Source organism: Acidocella sp. MX-AZ03 (genome assembly GCF_027626035.1).
Taxonomy (GTDB): Bacteria; Pseudomonadota; Alphaproteobacteria; order Acetobacterales; family Acetobacteraceae; genus Acidocella; species Acidocella facilis.
On record NZ_CP110774.1, the window covers coordinates 2172140 to 2187457 of the forward strand.

Below are 15318 nucleotides of genomic sequence, written 5' to 3' on the forward strand. Positions count from 1 at the left end.
CGTGCCAGAGGGCACAAGCGCCGGGTTTTTTCATAAAATTACAGGGTTTTCAGACCTGTATCGAAAATTTCCGGCCGGGGACGGCCTCTTTTTGCGTCGCGGAACGTCAAAAAACTGAAAAATCCGGCCGTCCTTTTGTTGAACGGACCGGATTTCCGAAACCTTCGGAAGGCTTGGGCGCGAGGCTTAGCTTCCGCTGGAGTCGGGCTTCGGCGCGTCGCTCTTCAGGCTGCCGGTCTCGGACTGGTACTTCACCACCTCGTCGACAATGCCGAAATCCTTGGCCTCATCCGCCGACATATAGGTATCGCGCTCCAGCTTCGCCTCGATGGCTTCGAGGGGCTGGCCCGTGTGATCCACATAGATCTGGTTCAGCTTGGAGCGCAGCTTGAGGATCTCGCGCGCCTGGATTTCGATATCCGTGGCCTGGCCCTGGGCGCCGCCGGAGGGCTGGTGGACCATCACCCGGGCATTCGGCAGGGCGAATCGCTTGCCCTTGGCGCCGGCGCAGAGCAGCAGCGAGCCCATCGAGGCGGCCTGGCCCAGGCAGACGGTGGACACCGGCGAGCGGATATATTGCATCGTGTCATAGATGGCGAGGCCGGAGGAGACGACGCCGCCCGGGCTGTTGATGTAGAAGGAGATTTCCTTGTTCGGATTCTCGCTCTCCAGGAACAGGAACTGGGCGCAGAGCAGGGACGACACGACATCGTTCACCTGGCCGGTGAGGAAGACGATGCGTTCCTTCAGCAGCCGGGAATAGATGTCGTAAGAGCGCTCGCCGCGCGCGGTCTGCTCGACGACCATGGGCACGAGGTTGTTGTTATAGACCTCGACAGGATCCCGATCCCACATGTGTTTTCAATCCTTTATCAAATAACCGCAGCTTCCGCCTCGTTACCGCGCCAGCACGTGGCCGCCATAACCGCGAAACACGGCGTCATGCTTCTTAGGTTAGAGCATCTTTCCGGTTCGTCTAGAGGCGCCTCAGAAAGGTGAAGCCGTTTCCCCTCGCGGAGAAACGGCTTCACCCTAAAATCGCAAAAGTTTTTGGTGCCGCTTTTTTCAAAAAGCGGCTGCTTTCTTACTCTTCCGGGTCCTTCGCGAGTTCCTCGGCGGAGACGCTGACCTCATCCTGCTTCACGGAGCCGAGCAGGAAGTCGATCACCTTATCCTCGAAGATCGGGCCGCGGAAACGCTCCATCTGCTGCGGGTTCTTGCGGAAGAACTCGACCACCTGCATCGCCTGCGGGCCATAGCGCATCGCCTCGTTGAACATGGCGCGCTGCAGCTCCTGGTCGGTCACCTGCACCTCGTTGGCGCGGCCGATCTCGGCGACCAGCAGGCCCAGCCGCACACGGCGATCGGCGATCGCCCTGTACTCGGCCTTCAGGGTCTCTTCGTCCTTGCCGGCATCTTCCGGGTCCTGCTCGCCGGCTTCCTTCTCGGCCTCAACCTGCGCCCAGATCGCGTCGAACTCGGCATCGACCAGCGACACCGGGGCCTGGAACTGCGCCTTCTCGGCCAGCACGTCCAGCAAAGCGCGCTTCAGCTTGGCGCGGGTCAGGCCTTCATATTCACGGCCGATCTGCTCCTTCACGCGCTCCTTGAGCTGCTCCAGCCCTTCGAGGCCCATGGTCTTGGCCAGCTCGTCATCCAGCACCGGCACCTCTGCCACGGCCAACTGCTTGGCGGTGATCTCGAATTCGGCGGTCTTCCCGGCCAGGTCCTTGGCGCCGTATTCCTCGGGGAAGGTCACGGTGATGGTCTTGGTCTCGCCCACCTGCATGCCGACGACCTGCTCGGTGAAGCCAGGGATGAAGCCCGGGCCTTCGACGATCAGCGCCACATCCTGGGCGGTGCCGCCCTCGAAGGCCACGCCATCGATGCGGCCGATGAAATCGACCGTCAGCTGCTCGCCGGCCACGGCCGGGCGGGTCTCTTCGACCTTGGTGAAGCTCTTGCGCTGCTCGGCGATGTTTTTCAGGCTTTCCTCGACCTTGTCATCGCTGACCGCGGCGACCGGCTTGGAGAGGGTGACATCGGACAGGTCCGGCACCGCCACCTCGGGGAGGATTTCCATCTCGACGGTGAATTCCAGCTCGGACTCGGTGCCCGGCTTGACGATTTCCAGCTTCGGCTGCATCGCCGGGCGCAGATTGCGCTCGGTGAGGAGCTGGGAATGAGCCTGGTTCACCGCGCCCTCGACGATCTCGGCGGCCACGGCCTCGCCATAGCGCTTGCGCACGATGTTCATCGGCACCTTGCCGGGGCGGAAGCCCGGCATCTGGATGGTCTTGCTCAGCTCGGCCAAACGCTGCTCACGCTTGGCGGCCAGTTCGGGTTCGGGAACCACGACCGTGAAGCCGCGCTTCAAGCCGTCGGAGAGCGTTTCGGTAACCTGCATGGGACGAACAAACCTCGTTAAATCAACAACAAAGCGGTCTGGTGCGGGCGGAGGGACTTGAACCCCCATGGCTTTCGCCACCAGAACCTAAATCTGGCGTGTCTACCAGTTTCACCACGCCCGCATCCGGGCCGACAAACTTAAGCCGGGGCGCATAGCGCGTGTTGCGCTGTTTCACAAGCTTGCCCCTCGTCTATCGGCATAAAAGCGACTAATTCCGCTTCATGGACAGGCAGCGCACCCCGGTTTCACGCGAAAATCCTCGCCCCGCGCGGCGGCGGCGCTGGATCTGGTATGTCGGCGGGGCGGTGGCGCTGGCCGTGGCGGTGCCGGTCGCGGGGGCGGCCTGGTTCGTGGCGCGGTTCAACCCGAATGATTACGCGCCGCAGATCATCACGGCGGTGCAGCAGGCGACCGGGCGGCAGCTCAGCATTGGCGGGCCGATCAAGCTGCAGCTCTCGCTGACCCCGACCTTGACCGCCAGCACGCTCAGCCTCTCCAACCCGCAAGGCTTTGCCGACCCGTCGCTGCTGACGCTGGACCAGGTGCAGGCGCAGATCGCGCTGCTGCCGCTGCTGCATCATCAGGTGAATATTCTGCGCCTGGTGCTGGTCGGCCCGAAACTTTATCTGGAGCGCGACGCAAAGGGCCAGGCGGACTGGAATTTCGCCCCGGCCGCCAGCGCCCCCGCCACCCCGGCCGAGACCGCCCCGGCGCCGAACGGCAAGCGTCCGCGTTATAAAGTGGCGCTGCAGGCGGTGGAGTTGCGGAATGGCCAGATTATCCTGCGCGGCCCCGGCAGCAGCCCCCGAATGTGATCCAGCTCACCAGACTGACCGGCCAGGCCAGCTCGCTGCAGGCGCCGTTGCACCTCACCGGGGCGGCTGCCATCGGCGCCACCAAGCTGACCATGCAGGGCATGGTTGGCCCGGTGGCGCGGCTGACCGGCAGCGGCGACAGCCCCTGGCCGGTGGATCTGAATTTCGGCTTCGCCGGCGCCAGCGCCACGCTGCAGGGCAAGGTGACGCGCCCGCAAAATGCCAGCGGCTATGATCTGGCGCTGAACGCCACCATCCCGGCGCTGGCCAGCCTCACCGCCGCCCTGCCCCCGTCCTGGCTGGGCGGGCTCAGCCTGCCGCCGCTGCAAAATCTCAGCCTCACCGCGCGCATCGCCGATCAGGGCGCGAAGCTGCCGGCGATCAGCAATGTGTCGCTGAAGGCCGGGGCAGCGGACCTCTCCAGCCTGCGCCCGGGCCTGACCCTGGCGGCGCTGGATCTGGAGCTGCCGGGGCTGGACCGTTCCGGCACGCTGAGCGCCAAAGGCACGCTGGGGGCGATGCCTTTCGCCTTGCAAGGCAATTTCACCGCGCCCAGCGCCTTCATCCCGGCCAACTGGCTGCCGGCCAGCACCCCGCCGGCCGGCAATTTCGCCGAGAGCCTGAATGCCAGCCTGGGCAATGCCAGCCTCAGCCTGACCGGCGGCATCGCCACCCCGCACACGCTGGCCGGGGCGGCGTTGGCGCTCAGCCTCTCCATCCCCGACCTCGCCGCCTTGTCGCCCGCCGCCGGCACCGCCTTGCCCGGCTGGAAAAACATCTCGGTGAAGACCACGCTGATCGACCCTGGCGGGCAGGGGCTGGACCATGCAATCGGCTTCGACAGCCTGGCCGCCAACATGGATAATGCCAGCTTCGGCGGCGATGCCAGCCTGAGCTTCGGCGCCACGCCGAAGCTGGAGCTGGATCTTAACATCGCCCAGGCGGATATCGACGCGCTCGCCGCCGCCTGGCCGGCCGCCAGCGCCCCCGCCACCCCGGCGACAAGCCCAGCCGCGGCACCGCCAGCACAGCTGGTGCCGGACATCGCGCTGCCGGTCAGCCTGCTGCGCCGCGCCAGCGCCGATGTGATGCTGCACGCCGATTCCCTGACCTATGGCAAGGCGACTTACAGCGCCGTGCAGGCCCATGCGGTGCTGAACAAAGCCGTGCTGACAATCAGCCCGCTCACCGCGCAGCTGCCGGGCGGGGCGATCACCGCCTCCGCCAGCCTCGATGCCAGCACCGACCCGGCCAGCGCCAGCGTCAAGCTCAACGCCCCCGCCTTGGCGCTGGGGCCGTTCCTGCATGGGTTCGGCGTGCAAAACATGGCGGAGGGCACGGTGCAGGTGCGGCTGGATGCCAGCGGGCACGGCAATACCCTGCCGGCTTTGCTCGGTTCCGTCACCGGCCAGTTGGGCATCGCCAGCGTCAATGGCGTGGTCGATGGGCGGGTGATCGGGCAGATTTTCGGCGGCGCGCTGCAATCGGTCGGGCTGCCGGCCAATCTCGCCGGGGCACAGGGGCCGGTTTCCGTGCGCTGCGCGGCGCTGCGGCTGGATGCGCAGAACGGCACCGGCACGGTGAAGGCGCTAACGCTCGATTCCAGCCGGCTGCTGCTGCAAGGCGGCGGCTCGGTGAATTTCGCCGATGAAACGCTGGGGCTGGTGCTGAAGCCGCGCCTCGCCGTCGGCGGTACCAATGTCACGGTGCCGGTGCAGGTGGGCGGAACCTTCCTCGCCCCGCGCTACAGCTTGGCGCCAGAATCGGCGGTGCGTGCGGCTGCTGCCGCGGCCAGCGGGCTCGCCGCCAATCCGGTGCAGAAAGCGCTGGGGGCGAACACGCTGCTGGGCCAGGTGGCTGGGCTGCTCGGCAATGACAGCCATGCCGATGTCTGCCCCGCCGCGCTCAGCCTGGCGCGGATGGGCGCCCCTGGCCCGGCGCCGGCCGCCCCCGCCAGCGCCAGCGCTCCCGCCGCCGGCAATTCTGCCCCGGCCAACGGGCCGCGCAATCTGCTGCAAGGCATCCTCGGCCAATGAAGCGCTTCTGGACCCTGGCCGCGCCGCTGCCGCAGGATGGCGGGTTTCGCGTGCAGCTCGACAAGCGGCTGGTGAAAATGCCCTCGGGCGCACCGCTCACCGTCGCCTCGCTGAAGCTGGCGGAGGCGATCGCGCAGGAATGGAACCGCACCGGCGCGGAATTCACCCCGGATGATCTGCCGCTGACCCAGATGGTCTGCACCGCGCAGGAACGGGTGGCGCTGCACCGGGAGGAGATCATCCGCCAGCTCGCCGCCTATGGGCTGAACGATCTGCTCTGCTACCGCGCCGAGGGCCCGCCGGAGCTGGCGGCGCGCCAGCACGCGCAATGGGACCCCTGGCTGCGCTGGCTGAACGCCACCCATGGCATCGGGCTGATCACCACCATCGGGCTGATGCCGGTGAACCAGCTGCCCTGGACCAAGGAGAAGCTGGAAGCCTTGCTGGCCGTGCGCGACGATGCGGCGCTGGCCGCGCTCGGCGTGCTGATCCCGGCGCTGGGCAGCTTCGTGCTTGGGCTGGCCGCCGCCGAGGGCGCGTTGGAGGCGCAGGCCGCCTGCGCCGCCGCCGCATTGGACGAGCTTTGGCAGGCCGAACAATGGGGCGACGACCCGCTGGACGAAGCCCGCCGCGCGCGGGTGCTGGCCGATGTCAGCGCCGCGCTCGATTTCCTGAACCTCACCCGCGCATGAGCGCGCTGCACCTGCTGATCTCCGGGCGGGTGCAGGGCGTTGGCTATCGGGACTGGCTGCTGCGCCGGGCACGCGCGCTGGGGCTGCAAGGCTGGGTGCGCAATCTGACGGATGGGCGGGTGGAGGCCGTGCTGGCCGGGCCGGACGCGGCCGTGCAGGCGGGCGTGCGCGCCTGCCAGGATGGCCCGCCTCTGGCCCAGGTGTTGAATATCGCCACCACGCCCTGCCCCGCCCCCGGCACCGACGGCTTCGAAAAAAAGCCCACGTCAGCGGAACAATATCGCCCGAATTGACTGGCGTGGCGGATCGGCGGCGTTTATAATCTTAAACACACCCCGATCTGGCGGGCGTGATGTCACGCGATGGAGATGGACCCGGAATGAGCACGAACAGCGAGTTGATGGCGCGCCGCATGGCGGCGGTGCCGCGTGGCGTGGGCAATGCCCATGCGGTTTTCACCGCCCGCGCGGAGAATGCCGAGCTGTGGGATGTCGAGGGCAAGCGCTATATCGATTTCGCCGGCGGCATCGCGGTGCTGAATACCGGCCATCGCCACCCGAAAGTGATGGCGGCGGTGCAGAAGCAGATGGAGGCCTTCACCCATACCTGCTTCCAGGTCACGCCGTATGACAGCTACATTGAGCTGGCGGAGAAGCTGAACGCCATCGCCCCGATCGAGGGCGAGGCGAAGACGATTTTCTTCACCACCGGCGCCGAGGCGCTGGAGAATGCGGTGAAGATCGCCCGCGCCGCCACCGGCCGCCCCGGCGTGATCACCTTCGCCGGCGGCTATCATGGCCGCACCATGCTGACCATGGCGATGACCGGCAAGGTGCTGCCTTACAAGAAGAAATTCGCCCCGATGCCGGCGGAGATCTACCATGTGCCGTTCCCGCACAAGCAGTTCGAGGTCAGCGTCGAGGACTCGCTGAAATATATCGACATGCTGTTCCGCGCCGATATCGAGCCAGGCCGCGTCGCCGCCATCGCGCTGGAGCCGGTGCAGGGCGAAGGCGGCTTCCTGCCCGCCCCTGAGGAGCTGCTTATCGGGCTGCGCAAGATCTGCGACGAACATGGCATCCTGCTGATCATCGACGAGGTGCAGACCGGCTTTGCCCGCACCGGCAAGATGTTCGCCATCGAGCATTCCTCGATCAAGCCCGACATCATGACGGTGGCGAAGTCGCTCGCCGGCGGCTTCCCGCTCTCGGCGGTCATCGGCAAGGCCGAGATCATGGATGCGGCCGAGCCGGGCGGGCTGGGCGGCACCTATGCCGGCTCGCCCTTGGGCTGTGCGGCGGCGCTGGCGGTGCTGGAAGTGATCGAGGAAGAGAAGCTGGTCGAGCGCGCCAATGTCATCGGCGCGCGGATGAAGACCAGGCTGGAGGCGATGGCGCAGCGCAACGACGCCCACCCGATCGCCAATATCCGCGGCCCCGGCGCGATGATCGCCTTTGACGTGGTGAAGACCCGCGGTACCGACGAGCCGGACCCGGAGGCGACGAAGAAGATCCTCGCCGCTGCCAAGGAAAAGGGGCTGATCCTGCTCTCCTGCGGCGTGTTCGGTAATGCCGTGCGGCTGTTGATGCCGCTGACCATCTCCGATGCGCTGCTCGAAGAAGGGCTGGATATCCTGGAAGCCTCGCTGGCCAGCTGACGCAAGCCGGCCATCCGCCAACAGAAAAGGCCCCGTCACCGGGGCCTTTTTCATGCGTGCGGGAAGCGATTAGAGCCTCAAGCTTTTAGCTTGAGGCTCTAGGTTTTGTTTTAGCGAGCAGTTTCATGTGCTTAGCCTGACGCTGCCGCGTCAATCTAAACGCATATTGCTCTAACCCGCATCGACCACGAACATCCGCGCCTCCTGCGCCGCTTGCCGCTCTTGCTTGATCGGCCCGTACGCCTCGGAATGATAAAATTCCAAAGCTTGCGCCAAGGTCGGAAATTCGAAAATTCCCGCCAGCGGCAGCGGCGTCACATCCCCCTCCAGCTGTGCCGCGACCGGCCCGAAATGCAGAATTTTCCCGTCCGCCGCCGCGAGTGCAGCCTGAAAGCGTGGGGCCAGAGCGGCCTGCTTGGCCGCATCGATCACCCGCAGATTGACATGAACATAAGCCGCCACGTGCGCCTCCCCTCACGAACCTTAGAGCAATATGTGTTTAGATTGACGCGGCAGCGTCAAGCTAAGAAAATGAACTTGCTCGCTAAAATAAAACCTAGCAGTTTGCTGAAAAACCCCGAAACTTGGTTTTATTTTTTCTGATTTAGCTTTGGGGCCTGGATTTTGGTTCAAGTGATTGAAGTTTCTTGCCGGTTTCTGGACTTTTTTCGTCCAGCGGACAGACTCGTCCCTTATATTGCCACCATTTTTGGAATGCGTACCAGATTATAGGCGATCAGGTTGAGCATGAAGGTGCCGGCGACCCGCGCAACGCCGCGCAGCTTGGTCTTGCGCATCGTGCCGTGCTGCTTGCCCCAGCCGAATATGCACTCGATCATCGCCCGGCGGGTCTGCGACATCGCATAACCGGGATGGCGCGTGGTGCGTCCGTCAATCGCGCTGCGGCGGTGCCTGCCGGTTTTGGTCTCACCGTTGTTTTGTGTGACATGCGGTGTCACGCCGGCGTCGCGCAGATTGGCGACATGATCGGCGGTATCGTAAGCCTTGTCTTCGCCTACGGTGATCCGCCCGGCGGCCGACTTGGCTTTGGCTTTCAACATCGCTTCCGAGGCTTCACGCTCAGCCGTGCCTGTGGCCTGGGTCACTCGGCCACCCACCGCCAAGCCGTGCCGGTTGTCCATCAGCGCGTGCCCCATATACGAAAGCTTTGCCTCCCGCCCAGCGGCCTTGCGGTACAGCCGGCTTTCCGGGTCGGTGGTGCTGGCATGGGTATCGTTCTTACGCTTCTGACCGTGGAAATCCGAACCATCATCGTCGCTGCCATCCTTCGGCCGGAAGCTCTTCTGCGACGCCCACGCCTCGATCAGCGTGCCGTCCACCGAGAAATGCTCATCCGATAGTAGCGGCGTCACCCGCGGGTGGTTCAGCAGCCGGCTCATGAATTTCTGGAATATATCGCCGTTCTGCAGGCGCTCGCGGTTCTTGCTAAACGTGGTCGGGTTCCAGACCGGATCATCCGGGGATAAGCCCACAAACCAGCGGTACAGGAGATTATAATCCAGTTGCTCCATCAACTGCCGTTCCGAGCGAATCCCGTACAGCACCTGGATCAGCAGCGCGCTCAGCAATTGTTCAGGCGGCACCGAGGGCCGGCCTTCCCTGGAATACAGCCAGGCAAAGCTGCGGCTCATCTCATGCAGAACATCCCGCACCAAAGCACGGATCGCTCGCAACGGATGGGTCGCCGGAACCCGTGTTTCTGGTGAAACATACGAAAACATCCCGCCCTGATCTCGAAAAGAACCCCGCACCCCACGCCTCACAAAACCTGCCAGCCAAAGTGAATCACATCATAATCCCGGCCGCCAGGAGTTTTTCAGCAAACTGCTAGAGCGTCAAACGGCCTTGCCGACCTCGGCCGCGACATGCGCGACGAACCGCGCCGCTGCCGCGACCAGATCCTCAGCCACCGCCTCACCCAGATCCGCATCCCCCGCCGCCCAGGCGGCTTCGATGGCGGGCTTGGGCACGGTATCGAATTCCACCGGCGCTTCCACGCTCAGCCCCTCGAAATCGAGCGTGCCGAAATCCCGCACCTTCAACCCCAGCATCTCGCCCCCTCAGGCGCCCCGGCGGCATCCCGGATGGTGTCCGCCCGCAACGCCCGGTTCAGCGAGAGCAGCGGCTCCGCCCCATGGCCGAAGCGCCCGGCGGCGCCATCCAGCCGGCGTTCCATCAGCTGCCGGGCGATTTTCCAGAGATAGAAGGACGGGATCACCAGCCCGGTGCGGCGTTTGATCGCCAGCGTCACCTCATGCACCACCGGCACATTGCCGCCATGGGCGTTGAGGATGACGATGCGCCGCAAGCCATGTCGCAGCAGCCCTTCCAGCAGCTCCGCCAGCACGCGCCTGAAACTCTCCGGCGCGAGCGCCAGCCCGCCGGGGCTGGGGGCAAAATAATCCGCGACACCGAAGGGCAGTGTCGGCGCCATCACGCAGGGCGTGCCGGCCTCATTCGCCGCGCGGGCGATGCGTTCGGCGATCTCATCGGCCAGGACAAAATCCCCATCGGCTGATGCGGGCCATGATCTTCCTGGCTGCCCAGCGCCAGCAAAATCACCGGCTGGCGCTGGGCCAGAACAGCAAAATCCGGGGCGGTGAGGTCGGCCAGCCTGACGCTGGCAAAGGGCTTGTGCATGCGCTCCATCCTGCCAGCCCGACTGGACAGTTTCCAGCCTTGGCGGCTAATTCGCGCCAACAGAGCAAGGGGCTGACATGTCGAACCAGAACGCGGACCAAAAGATCGTCCCGGTGATTCTTTGCGGCGGCTCCGGCACGCGGCTCTGGCCGGTTTCGCGCAAGAGCTTCCCTAAGCAATTCTGGCCGCTGCTCTCCACCACCCCGATGCTGGCCGAAACCGCCCTGCGCGGCACGGGCGCTGGCTTCGCCGCCCCGATCGTTGTTGCCAATCAGGAGCATCGCTTCATCGTCGCCGAACAGCTGCGCGATGCCGGGGTGAAGGCGCCGCGCATCCTGCTGGAGCCGGTGGGCCGCAACTCTGCTCCGGCCATCGCCGCCGCCGCCCTGCTCGCCGCCGAGACCGACCCGCATGCCGTGCTCTGGATCATGGCCGCTGATGCCGCCATTCAGGATGAGCCGGCCCTGCATGAGGCGCTGGCGAAAGCCGCCGCCGCGGCCCGCGCCGGCTATATCGTCACTTTCGGCATGCAGCCGACGGCAGCCGAGACCGGCTATGGCTATATCGCCCAGGGCGAGGCGCTGCCCAACCTCTCCGGCGTGCACAAGCTGGCCCGTTTCGTGGAAAAACCCGACGCCAGCCGCGCCGCGCAGATGCTCGCCGAAGGCGGTTATCTCTGGAATTCCGGCATGTTTATCTTCCGGGCCGATATCATGATCGAGGAGCTGCAATCTCTGGCTCCCGAAGTGCTCACCGCCGCCCGTGCCGCTGTTGCCGCGCGTCATGACGATCTGGACTTCATCCGGCTGGATGAGGCCAGCTTCGCCGCCGCGCCAGATATCTCGATCGACTATGCGATTGCCGAGAAGACTCATAAGGCCGCCGTCGTGCCAGCTGCTCTTGGCTGGTCGGATGTCGGCTCCTGGTCGGCTCTGGCCGAGATCGCGCCGAAGGATTCCGCCGGCAATTTCGCCCAGGGCGACGTGGTGCTGGAAAATGCCGAGAATTGCTACGCCCGCTCGGAGGGCATGCTCACCGCCCTGCTCGGGGTGCAGGATCTCGTCGTCGTCACCACCCAGGATGCGGTGTTGGTGGCGCATAAATCCGAGGCGCAGAACGTCAAGACAATCGTCGACAAGCTGAAGGCCCAGAAGCGGCCGGAGGCGGAGGCGCAATATCGCAGCTATCGCCCCTGGGGGTTTTATGAAAGCCTGATCCAGGGCGAGCGCTTCCAGGTGAAGCGCATCGTCGTCTGGCCCGGCCGCCGGCTCTCGCTGCAGAAACATTTCCATCGCGCCGAGCATTGGGTGGTCGTCGCCGGCTGTGCCTTGGTGACGCGTGACACCGAGGAGCTGTTGATCCAGGAGAATGAGAGCATCTATCTGCCGCTCGGCTGTGTCCACCGGTTGGATAATCCGGGAAAAATCCCGCTGACCCTGATCGAGGTCCAGTCAGGCTCCTATCTCGGCGAGGATGATATCGTTAGAATCGAGGACCATTACGGGCGGAGCTAGAGCGGGCAACTGTATCCGATCAGACGAGTCCGTTTGATCGGATGTTGCTCTAGCCGCGCATTTGCGCCTCGATCTCCTCCAGCGAGCGGCCCTTGGTTTCCGGCACCAGCTTGTAGGTGAACAGAAAAGCCGCCCCGGTCAGCACCGCATAGACCAGGAAGGTGGCACTCTGGCCGATCCCCTTCAGCAGATCGAGGAAGGTCAGCGAGACCAGCATGTTGAAGCCCCAATTGGCGATGGTCGCCAGGCTCATGCCGCGCCCGCGGATCGCCAGCGGGAAAATCTCCGCGATCAGCAGCCAGAAAACCGGCCCCAGCCCGATCGCGAAGAAGGATACGTAAGCCGCGATCAGCAGGATCACCAGCACCGCCACCAGATGGCCACCGCCAGCATGCAGCCCAATGGCAAAGCAGGCGCTGATGCCCAGCAAGCTCACAAACATTCCCACCAGCCCGACCAGCAGCAGCGCACGCCGCCCGGCATGGTCCAGCAGCCGCATGGCGATGATGGTGAGGATGACATTGATAAGCCCGATCCCGGCCGTCACCAGAATCGCCCCGGCGCTGCCGGTCATGCCGCTATCCTTGAAGATGGTGGGGGCGAAATAGATGACCGTGTTGATGCCGGTGATCTGCTGAAAAATCGCCAGCCCCACCCCGATCATCACCGGCAGCCGCGCCCCGGCGGCGAATAGCCGGCTGAAGGGCGCGCGCTGCTTGTCCGCCTCGGCGATATCCTGGCGCAAGGCCGCAAACTCCTCCCCGGAATCGCGTCCTGGCCGCAGCCTGGTCAGCGCGTCCTTGGCCTTCTCCTCCTGCTGGTGCGCCAGCAGCCAGCGCGGGCTCTCCGGCAGCAGCGCCATGCCGATCAGCAGCGCCGCCCCGGGAATCGCCGCCAGCCCCAGCATCGCCCGCCAGACCACATCATGCCCGCCGCCGCCATGGGCAAGAAAGGTCATCGCATAATCCAGCACGTAGGAGAGAAACGCGCCGATGGTGATGAAAAGCTGGTTGATGGTGACGATGGCGCCGCGCTTCTCCGGCGGGGCGATTTCGGAGAGGTAGAGCGGGGTGAGCATCGAGGCCACACCGATCGCCAGCCCCACCACCAGCCGCCCGGCGATCAAGGCCGGCAGCGACCAGGCGGCAGCGCAGAGCAGCGCGCCCGCGACGAACACCAGCCCGGTGAAGAGCAGCACGATCCGCCGCCCCAGCGCATCCGCCAGCGCCCCGGCAAAGGCCGCGCCCAGCGCCGCCCCGGCCAGCGTCACCGCGACCACGACGCCCTGCATCGCCCCCGACAGGCTGAAACTCTCGCGGATATAAAGCAGCGCCCCGGAGATCACCCCGGTATCATAGCCAAACAGCAACCCGCCCAAGCCGGCTACAATCGCGATCGTTCCAAACCCCATCTGGCGGCGCATGCTGTGCTCTCCTGCGTTCTGGATCAGCAGGTTGGGCCGCCAGGCGGGTGATTCAAGCACGCAACGGGGTCAGCCGGCCGCCTCCTCCGGCGTGCGCAGGGCCAAGGAGAGCGCGTGCAGCCCGGTCTCGAACTCCGATTTCAGCGCCTCATTCACCGCGCGCTGGCGGGCCAGGCGGCTCTGCCCGGCGAAGGCGGCGGAGACCATCGCCACGCGGTAATGCGTCTCGCCCGCCGGCAGGCCGTTGCGCTCGCCATGATGCGCATGGCGGCGGCTTTCATCCTCAATCTCCAGCGCCAGCGGCGCGAAGCCCGCCTCCAGGGTGGTACGTATGCGGTCAAGCCTGCTTGTCATCATCTGCTCCGTTTTCTGTCCCGCGCCGCGCGCATGGCGGGCGAAGTTCATGTTGCCGCGCGGCCTCTCAACGCGCACATTAGGCCCATGTATTCTTCCGACGACAAGCCGACCAGCCGCCGCCGAGCCTATGTGCCGGACCCGGCCGCCCCGGCCAGCCTTGCGAAAGCCCGGGCTGCGCCCTGGCGGGCGAATTCCGCGCGCCGAAATCCCGCTCCACCTTGCGCGAATTCCATTGGTTCTGCCTGGAACATGTGCGCGCCTATAATGCCTCCTGGGATTATTATAAGGGCATGTCGCCCGAGGAGATCGAAGCGGCCACCCGGGAGGATTCCTCATGGCAGCGTCCCACCTGGCCGCTGGGCCAGAACGGCCGCGCCGCCCGCCTGGAAGAGGCGATCGAGGCGGAGCTGCACGCCTTCGCCTTCGGCAAGCGCCCGCAGAAAAAGCCGCCCGCTTCGGATACGCCGGCTGAATTGCGGGACCCGTTGAATGTGTTCGGCCTCGCCTGGCCGGTGACGCTGGAGATGGTGAAGACCCGCTACAAGGAGCTGGTGAAGCGCCACCACCCCGACATCCACCACGGCGATGCCGCGGCCGAGGAAAGATTGAAGACGATCAACCTTGCCTATGCGGCGCTTCGTGGCAAACTGACAATGTCGCCGCAGCCGGACGCCTACGCCGCCTCACCCTGACCCTCCGGCCGCCGGCCCAAGCGCCCCATGCGCGAAGCAATTAGGAATGGATTGAATGAACGACGTCGCCACCGAAACCCGCCCCCTGCCGACCTCGGCGATCGATCTGCCGGATATCACGGTGAAGGTCCGCGAGCTCTTCGGCATCGAGTCGGACCTCGAGGTGCCGGCCTTCTCCCAGCGCACCGAGCATGTGCCCGAGATCGACCCGACCTATAAATTCGACCGCGAGACCACGCTCGCCATCCTCGCCGGCTTCGCCTTCAACCGCCGCGTGATGGTGCAGGGCTATCACGGCACCGGCAAATCCACCCATATCGAGCAGGTGGCGGCGCGGCTCAACTGGCCCTGCATCCGCGTCAATCTGGACAGCCATATCAGCCGTATCGATCTCGTCGGCAAGGACGCGATCGTGCTCAAGGACGGCAAGCAGGTGACGGAATTCCGCGAGGGCATCCTGCCCTGGGCGCTGCAGCATGCCTGCGCTTTGGTGTTCGACGAGTATGATGCCGGCCGCCCGGATGTGATGTTCGTGATCCAGCGGGTGCTGGAGGTCGAGGGCAAGCTGACGCTTTTGGACCAGAACCGCGTCATCCGCCCGCATCCGGCCTTCCGGCTGTTCGCCACCGCCAACACGGTGGGGCTGGGCGACACCACCGGCCTCTATCACGGCACCCAGCAGATCAATCAGGGCCAGATGGACCGCTGGAACATCGTCGCCACGCTGAACTATCTGCCGCACGCCCAGGAAGTCGCCATCGTGATGGCGAAGATGGGGATCGATGCCAAGAACGAGGCGGAGAAGAAGCGCGTCGGCGCGATGGTGGCGCTGGCCGACCTCACCCGCGCCGGCTTCATCGCCGGGGATCTCTCCACGGTGATGTCCCCGCGCTCGGTGATCACCTGGGCGGAGAATGCGCGGATTTTCGGTGATCTCGGCTTCGCTTTTCGGCTCACCTTCCTGAACAAATGCGACGAGGCGGAGCGCCAGACCGTGGCGGAATATTACCAGCGCTGCTTCAACGAAGAGATCCCGACCGGCCTGCGCAAGAGCGCCTGAG

General features: G+C 65.2%; 17 protein-coding genes and 1 tRNA gene. 8 read left to right on the forward strand and 10 right to left on the reverse strand.

Features of this window, described 5'->3' with window-relative positions; genetic code table 11:
* Positions 1-186: 186 nt before the first annotated feature.
* The 3 genes from clpP to GT370_RS12045 form a co-directional block, all read right to left on the reverse strand.
* Positions 187-855: an ATP-dependent Clp endopeptidase proteolytic subunit ClpP gene (clpP, locus tag GT370_RS12035; RefSeq protein WP_008494386.1), complete on the reverse strand. Its 669-nt coding sequence runs from the start codon at positions 853-855 to the stop codon at positions 187-189.
* 229 nt (positions 856-1084) lie between these two features.
* Positions 1085-2407, reverse strand: coding sequence for a trigger factor (gene tig / locus GT370_RS12040; protein ID WP_008494385.1), 1323 nt, complete (start codon positions 2405-2407; stop codon positions 1085-1087).
* A 39-nt stretch (positions 2408-2446) separates the two neighbouring features.
* Positions 2447-2531 (reverse strand) — tRNA-Leu (locus tag GT370_RS12045).
* 100 nt (positions 2532-2631) lie between these two features.
* On the opposite strand from GT370_RS12045, the gene GT370_RS12050 reads away from it, so the two are divergent.
* From GT370_RS12050 to gabT, 5 genes are all read left to right on the forward strand, one after another.
* A complete protein-coding gene (locus tag GT370_RS12050) occupies positions 2632-3225 on the forward strand; it encodes an AsmA family protein (protein ID WP_270183119.1) in 594 nt (197 codons plus the stop codon).
* A complete protein-coding gene (locus tag GT370_RS12055) occupies positions 3222-5261 on the forward strand; it encodes an AsmA family protein (protein ID WP_270183120.1) in 2040 nt (679 codons plus the stop codon). The genes GT370_RS12050 and GT370_RS12055 overlap by 4 nt, the downstream gene beginning before the upstream one ends.
* On the forward strand, positions 5258-5953 hold the full coding sequence (locus tag GT370_RS12060; protein ID WP_008494383.1) for an ATP12 family protein: 696 nt from the start codon (positions 5258-5260) through the stop codon (positions 5951-5953). Before GT370_RS12055 ends, GT370_RS12060 begins: the two co-directional genes overlap by 4 nt.
* Positions 5950-6246, forward strand: coding sequence for an acylphosphatase (locus tag GT370_RS12065; RefSeq protein WP_008494382.1), 297 nt, complete (start codon positions 5950-5952; stop codon positions 6244-6246). Before GT370_RS12060 ends, GT370_RS12065 begins: the two co-directional genes overlap by 4 nt.
* 86 nt (positions 6247-6332) lie before the next feature.
* Complete coding sequence (gene gabT / locus GT370_RS12070; RefSeq protein WP_008494381.1) at positions 6333-7610, forward strand: 4-aminobutyrate--2-oxoglutarate transaminase; 1278 nt, start codon at positions 6333-6335, stop codon at positions 7608-7610.
* A 171-nt stretch (positions 7611-7781) separates the two neighbouring features.
* Here gabT and GT370_RS12075 read toward each other — a convergent pair whose 3' ends face one another.
* From GT370_RS12075 to GT370_RS12095, 5 genes are all read right to left on the reverse strand, one after another.
* Positions 7782-8072, reverse strand: coding sequence for a DUF1330 domain-containing protein (locus tag GT370_RS12075; protein ID WP_008494380.1), 291 nt, complete (start codon positions 8070-8072; stop codon positions 7782-7784).
* Between the two features lie 230 nt (positions 8073-8302).
* Complete coding sequence (locus GT370_RS12080; RefSeq protein WP_083878918.1) at positions 8303-9382, reverse strand: IS5 family transposase; 1080 nt, start codon at positions 9380-9382, stop codon at positions 8303-8305.
* An 84-nt stretch (positions 9383-9466) separates the two neighbouring features.
* The gene (locus GT370_RS12085) at positions 9467-9682 is read right to left on the reverse strand and encodes a hypothetical protein (protein WP_270183121.1); all 216 of its coding nucleotides are present in this window, start codon (positions 9680-9682) and stop codon (positions 9467-9469) included.
* A complete protein-coding gene (locus GT370_RS12090) occupies positions 9670-10128 on the reverse strand; it encodes a creatininase family protein (RefSeq protein ID WP_333490075.1) in 459 nt (152 codons plus the stop codon). The genes GT370_RS12085 and GT370_RS12090 overlap by 13 nt, the downstream gene beginning before the upstream one ends.
* Positions 10065-10271 carry a hypothetical protein gene (locus GT370_RS12095; protein WP_270183122.1) on the reverse strand — a complete coding sequence of 69 codons (207 nt, stop codon included), beginning with the start codon at positions 10269-10271 and terminating at the stop codon, positions 10065-10067. The genes GT370_RS12090 and GT370_RS12095 overlap by 64 nt, the downstream gene beginning before the upstream one ends.
* A gap of 77 nt (positions 10272-10348) precedes the next feature.
* On the opposite strand from GT370_RS12095, the gene GT370_RS12100 reads away from it, so the two are divergent.
* A complete protein-coding gene (locus tag GT370_RS12100; protein WP_008494378.1) occupies positions 10349-11785 on the forward strand; it encodes a mannose-1-phosphate guanylyltransferase/mannose-6-phosphate isomerase in 1437 nt (478 codons plus the stop codon).
* A 49-nt stretch (positions 11786-11834) separates the two neighbouring features.
* On the opposite strand, the gene GT370_RS12105 is transcribed toward GT370_RS12100, so the two are convergent.
* Positions 11835-13208, reverse strand: a complete 1374-nt coding sequence (locus tag GT370_RS12105) for a sugar porter family MFS transporter (protein ID WP_008494377.1) — start codon at positions 13206-13208, stop codon at positions 11835-11837.
* Positions 13209-13277: 69 nt separating this feature from the next.
* Complete coding sequence (locus tag GT370_RS12110; RefSeq protein ID WP_026439737.1) at positions 13278-13562, reverse strand: BolA family protein; 285 nt, start codon at positions 13560-13562, stop codon at positions 13278-13280.
* Positions 13563-13783: 221 nt separating this feature from the next.
* Here GT370_RS12110 and GT370_RS12115 point away from each other — a divergent pair, with 221 nt between their 5' ends.
* A complete protein-coding gene (locus GT370_RS12115) occupies positions 13784-14257 on the forward strand; it encodes a J domain-containing protein (protein ID WP_270183123.1) in 474 nt (157 codons plus the stop codon).
* A gap of 55 nt (positions 14258-14312) precedes the next feature.
* A complete protein-coding gene (gene cobS, locus GT370_RS12120; protein WP_008494374.1) occupies positions 14313-15317 on the forward strand; it encodes a cobaltochelatase subunit CobS in 1005 nt (334 codons plus the stop codon).
* The last annotated feature ends 1 nt before the right edge of the window (position 15318 follow it).

Bases quoted from the DNA above. Each gene is read 5' to 3' on its own strand.
- clpP (WP_008494386.1), bottom strand. From the start codon at position 855: ATGTGGGATCGGGATCCTGTCGAGGTCTATAACAACAACCTCGTGCCC.
- tig (WP_008494385.1), bottom strand. From the start codon at position 2,407: ATGCAGGTTACCGAAACGCTCTCCGACGGCTTGAAGCGCGGCTTCACG.
- GT370_RS12050 (WP_270183119.1), top strand. From the start codon at position 2,632: ATGGACAGGCAGCGCACCCCGGTTTCACGCGAAAATCCTCGCCCCGCG.
- GT370_RS12060 (WP_008494383.1), top strand. From the start codon at position 5,258: ATGAAGCGCTTCTGGACCCTGGCCGCGCCGCTGCCGCAGGATGGCGGG.
- GT370_RS12065 (WP_008494382.1), top strand. From the start codon at position 5,950: ATGAGCGCGCTGCACCTGCTGATCTCCGGGCGGGTGCAGGGCGTTGGC.
- gabT (WP_008494381.1), top strand. From the start codon at position 6,333: ATGAGCACGAACAGCGAGTTGATGGCGCGCCGCATGGCGGCGGTGCCG.
- GT370_RS12085 (WP_270183121.1), bottom strand. From the start codon at position 9,682: ATGCTGGGGTTGAAGGTGCGGGATTTCGGCACGCTCGATTTCGAGGGG.
- GT370_RS12095 (WP_270183122.1), bottom strand. From the start codon at position 10,271: ATGCACAAGCCCTTTGCCAGCGTCAGGCTGGCCGACCTCACCGCCCCG.
- GT370_RS12100 (WP_008494378.1), top strand. From the start codon at position 10,349: ATGTCGAACCAGAACGCGGACCAAAAGATCGTCCCGGTGATTCTTTGC.
- GT370_RS12105 (WP_008494377.1), bottom strand. From the start codon at position 13,208: ATGCGCCGCCAGATGGGGTTTGGAACGATCGCGATTGTAGCCGGCTTG.
- GT370_RS12110 (WP_026439737.1), bottom strand. From the start codon at position 13,562: ATGACAAGCAGGCTTGACCGCATACGTACCACCCTGGAGGCGGGCTTC.
- cobS (WP_008494374.1), top strand. From the start codon at position 14,313: ATGAACGACGTCGCCACCGAAACCCGCCCCCTGCCGACCTCGGCGATC.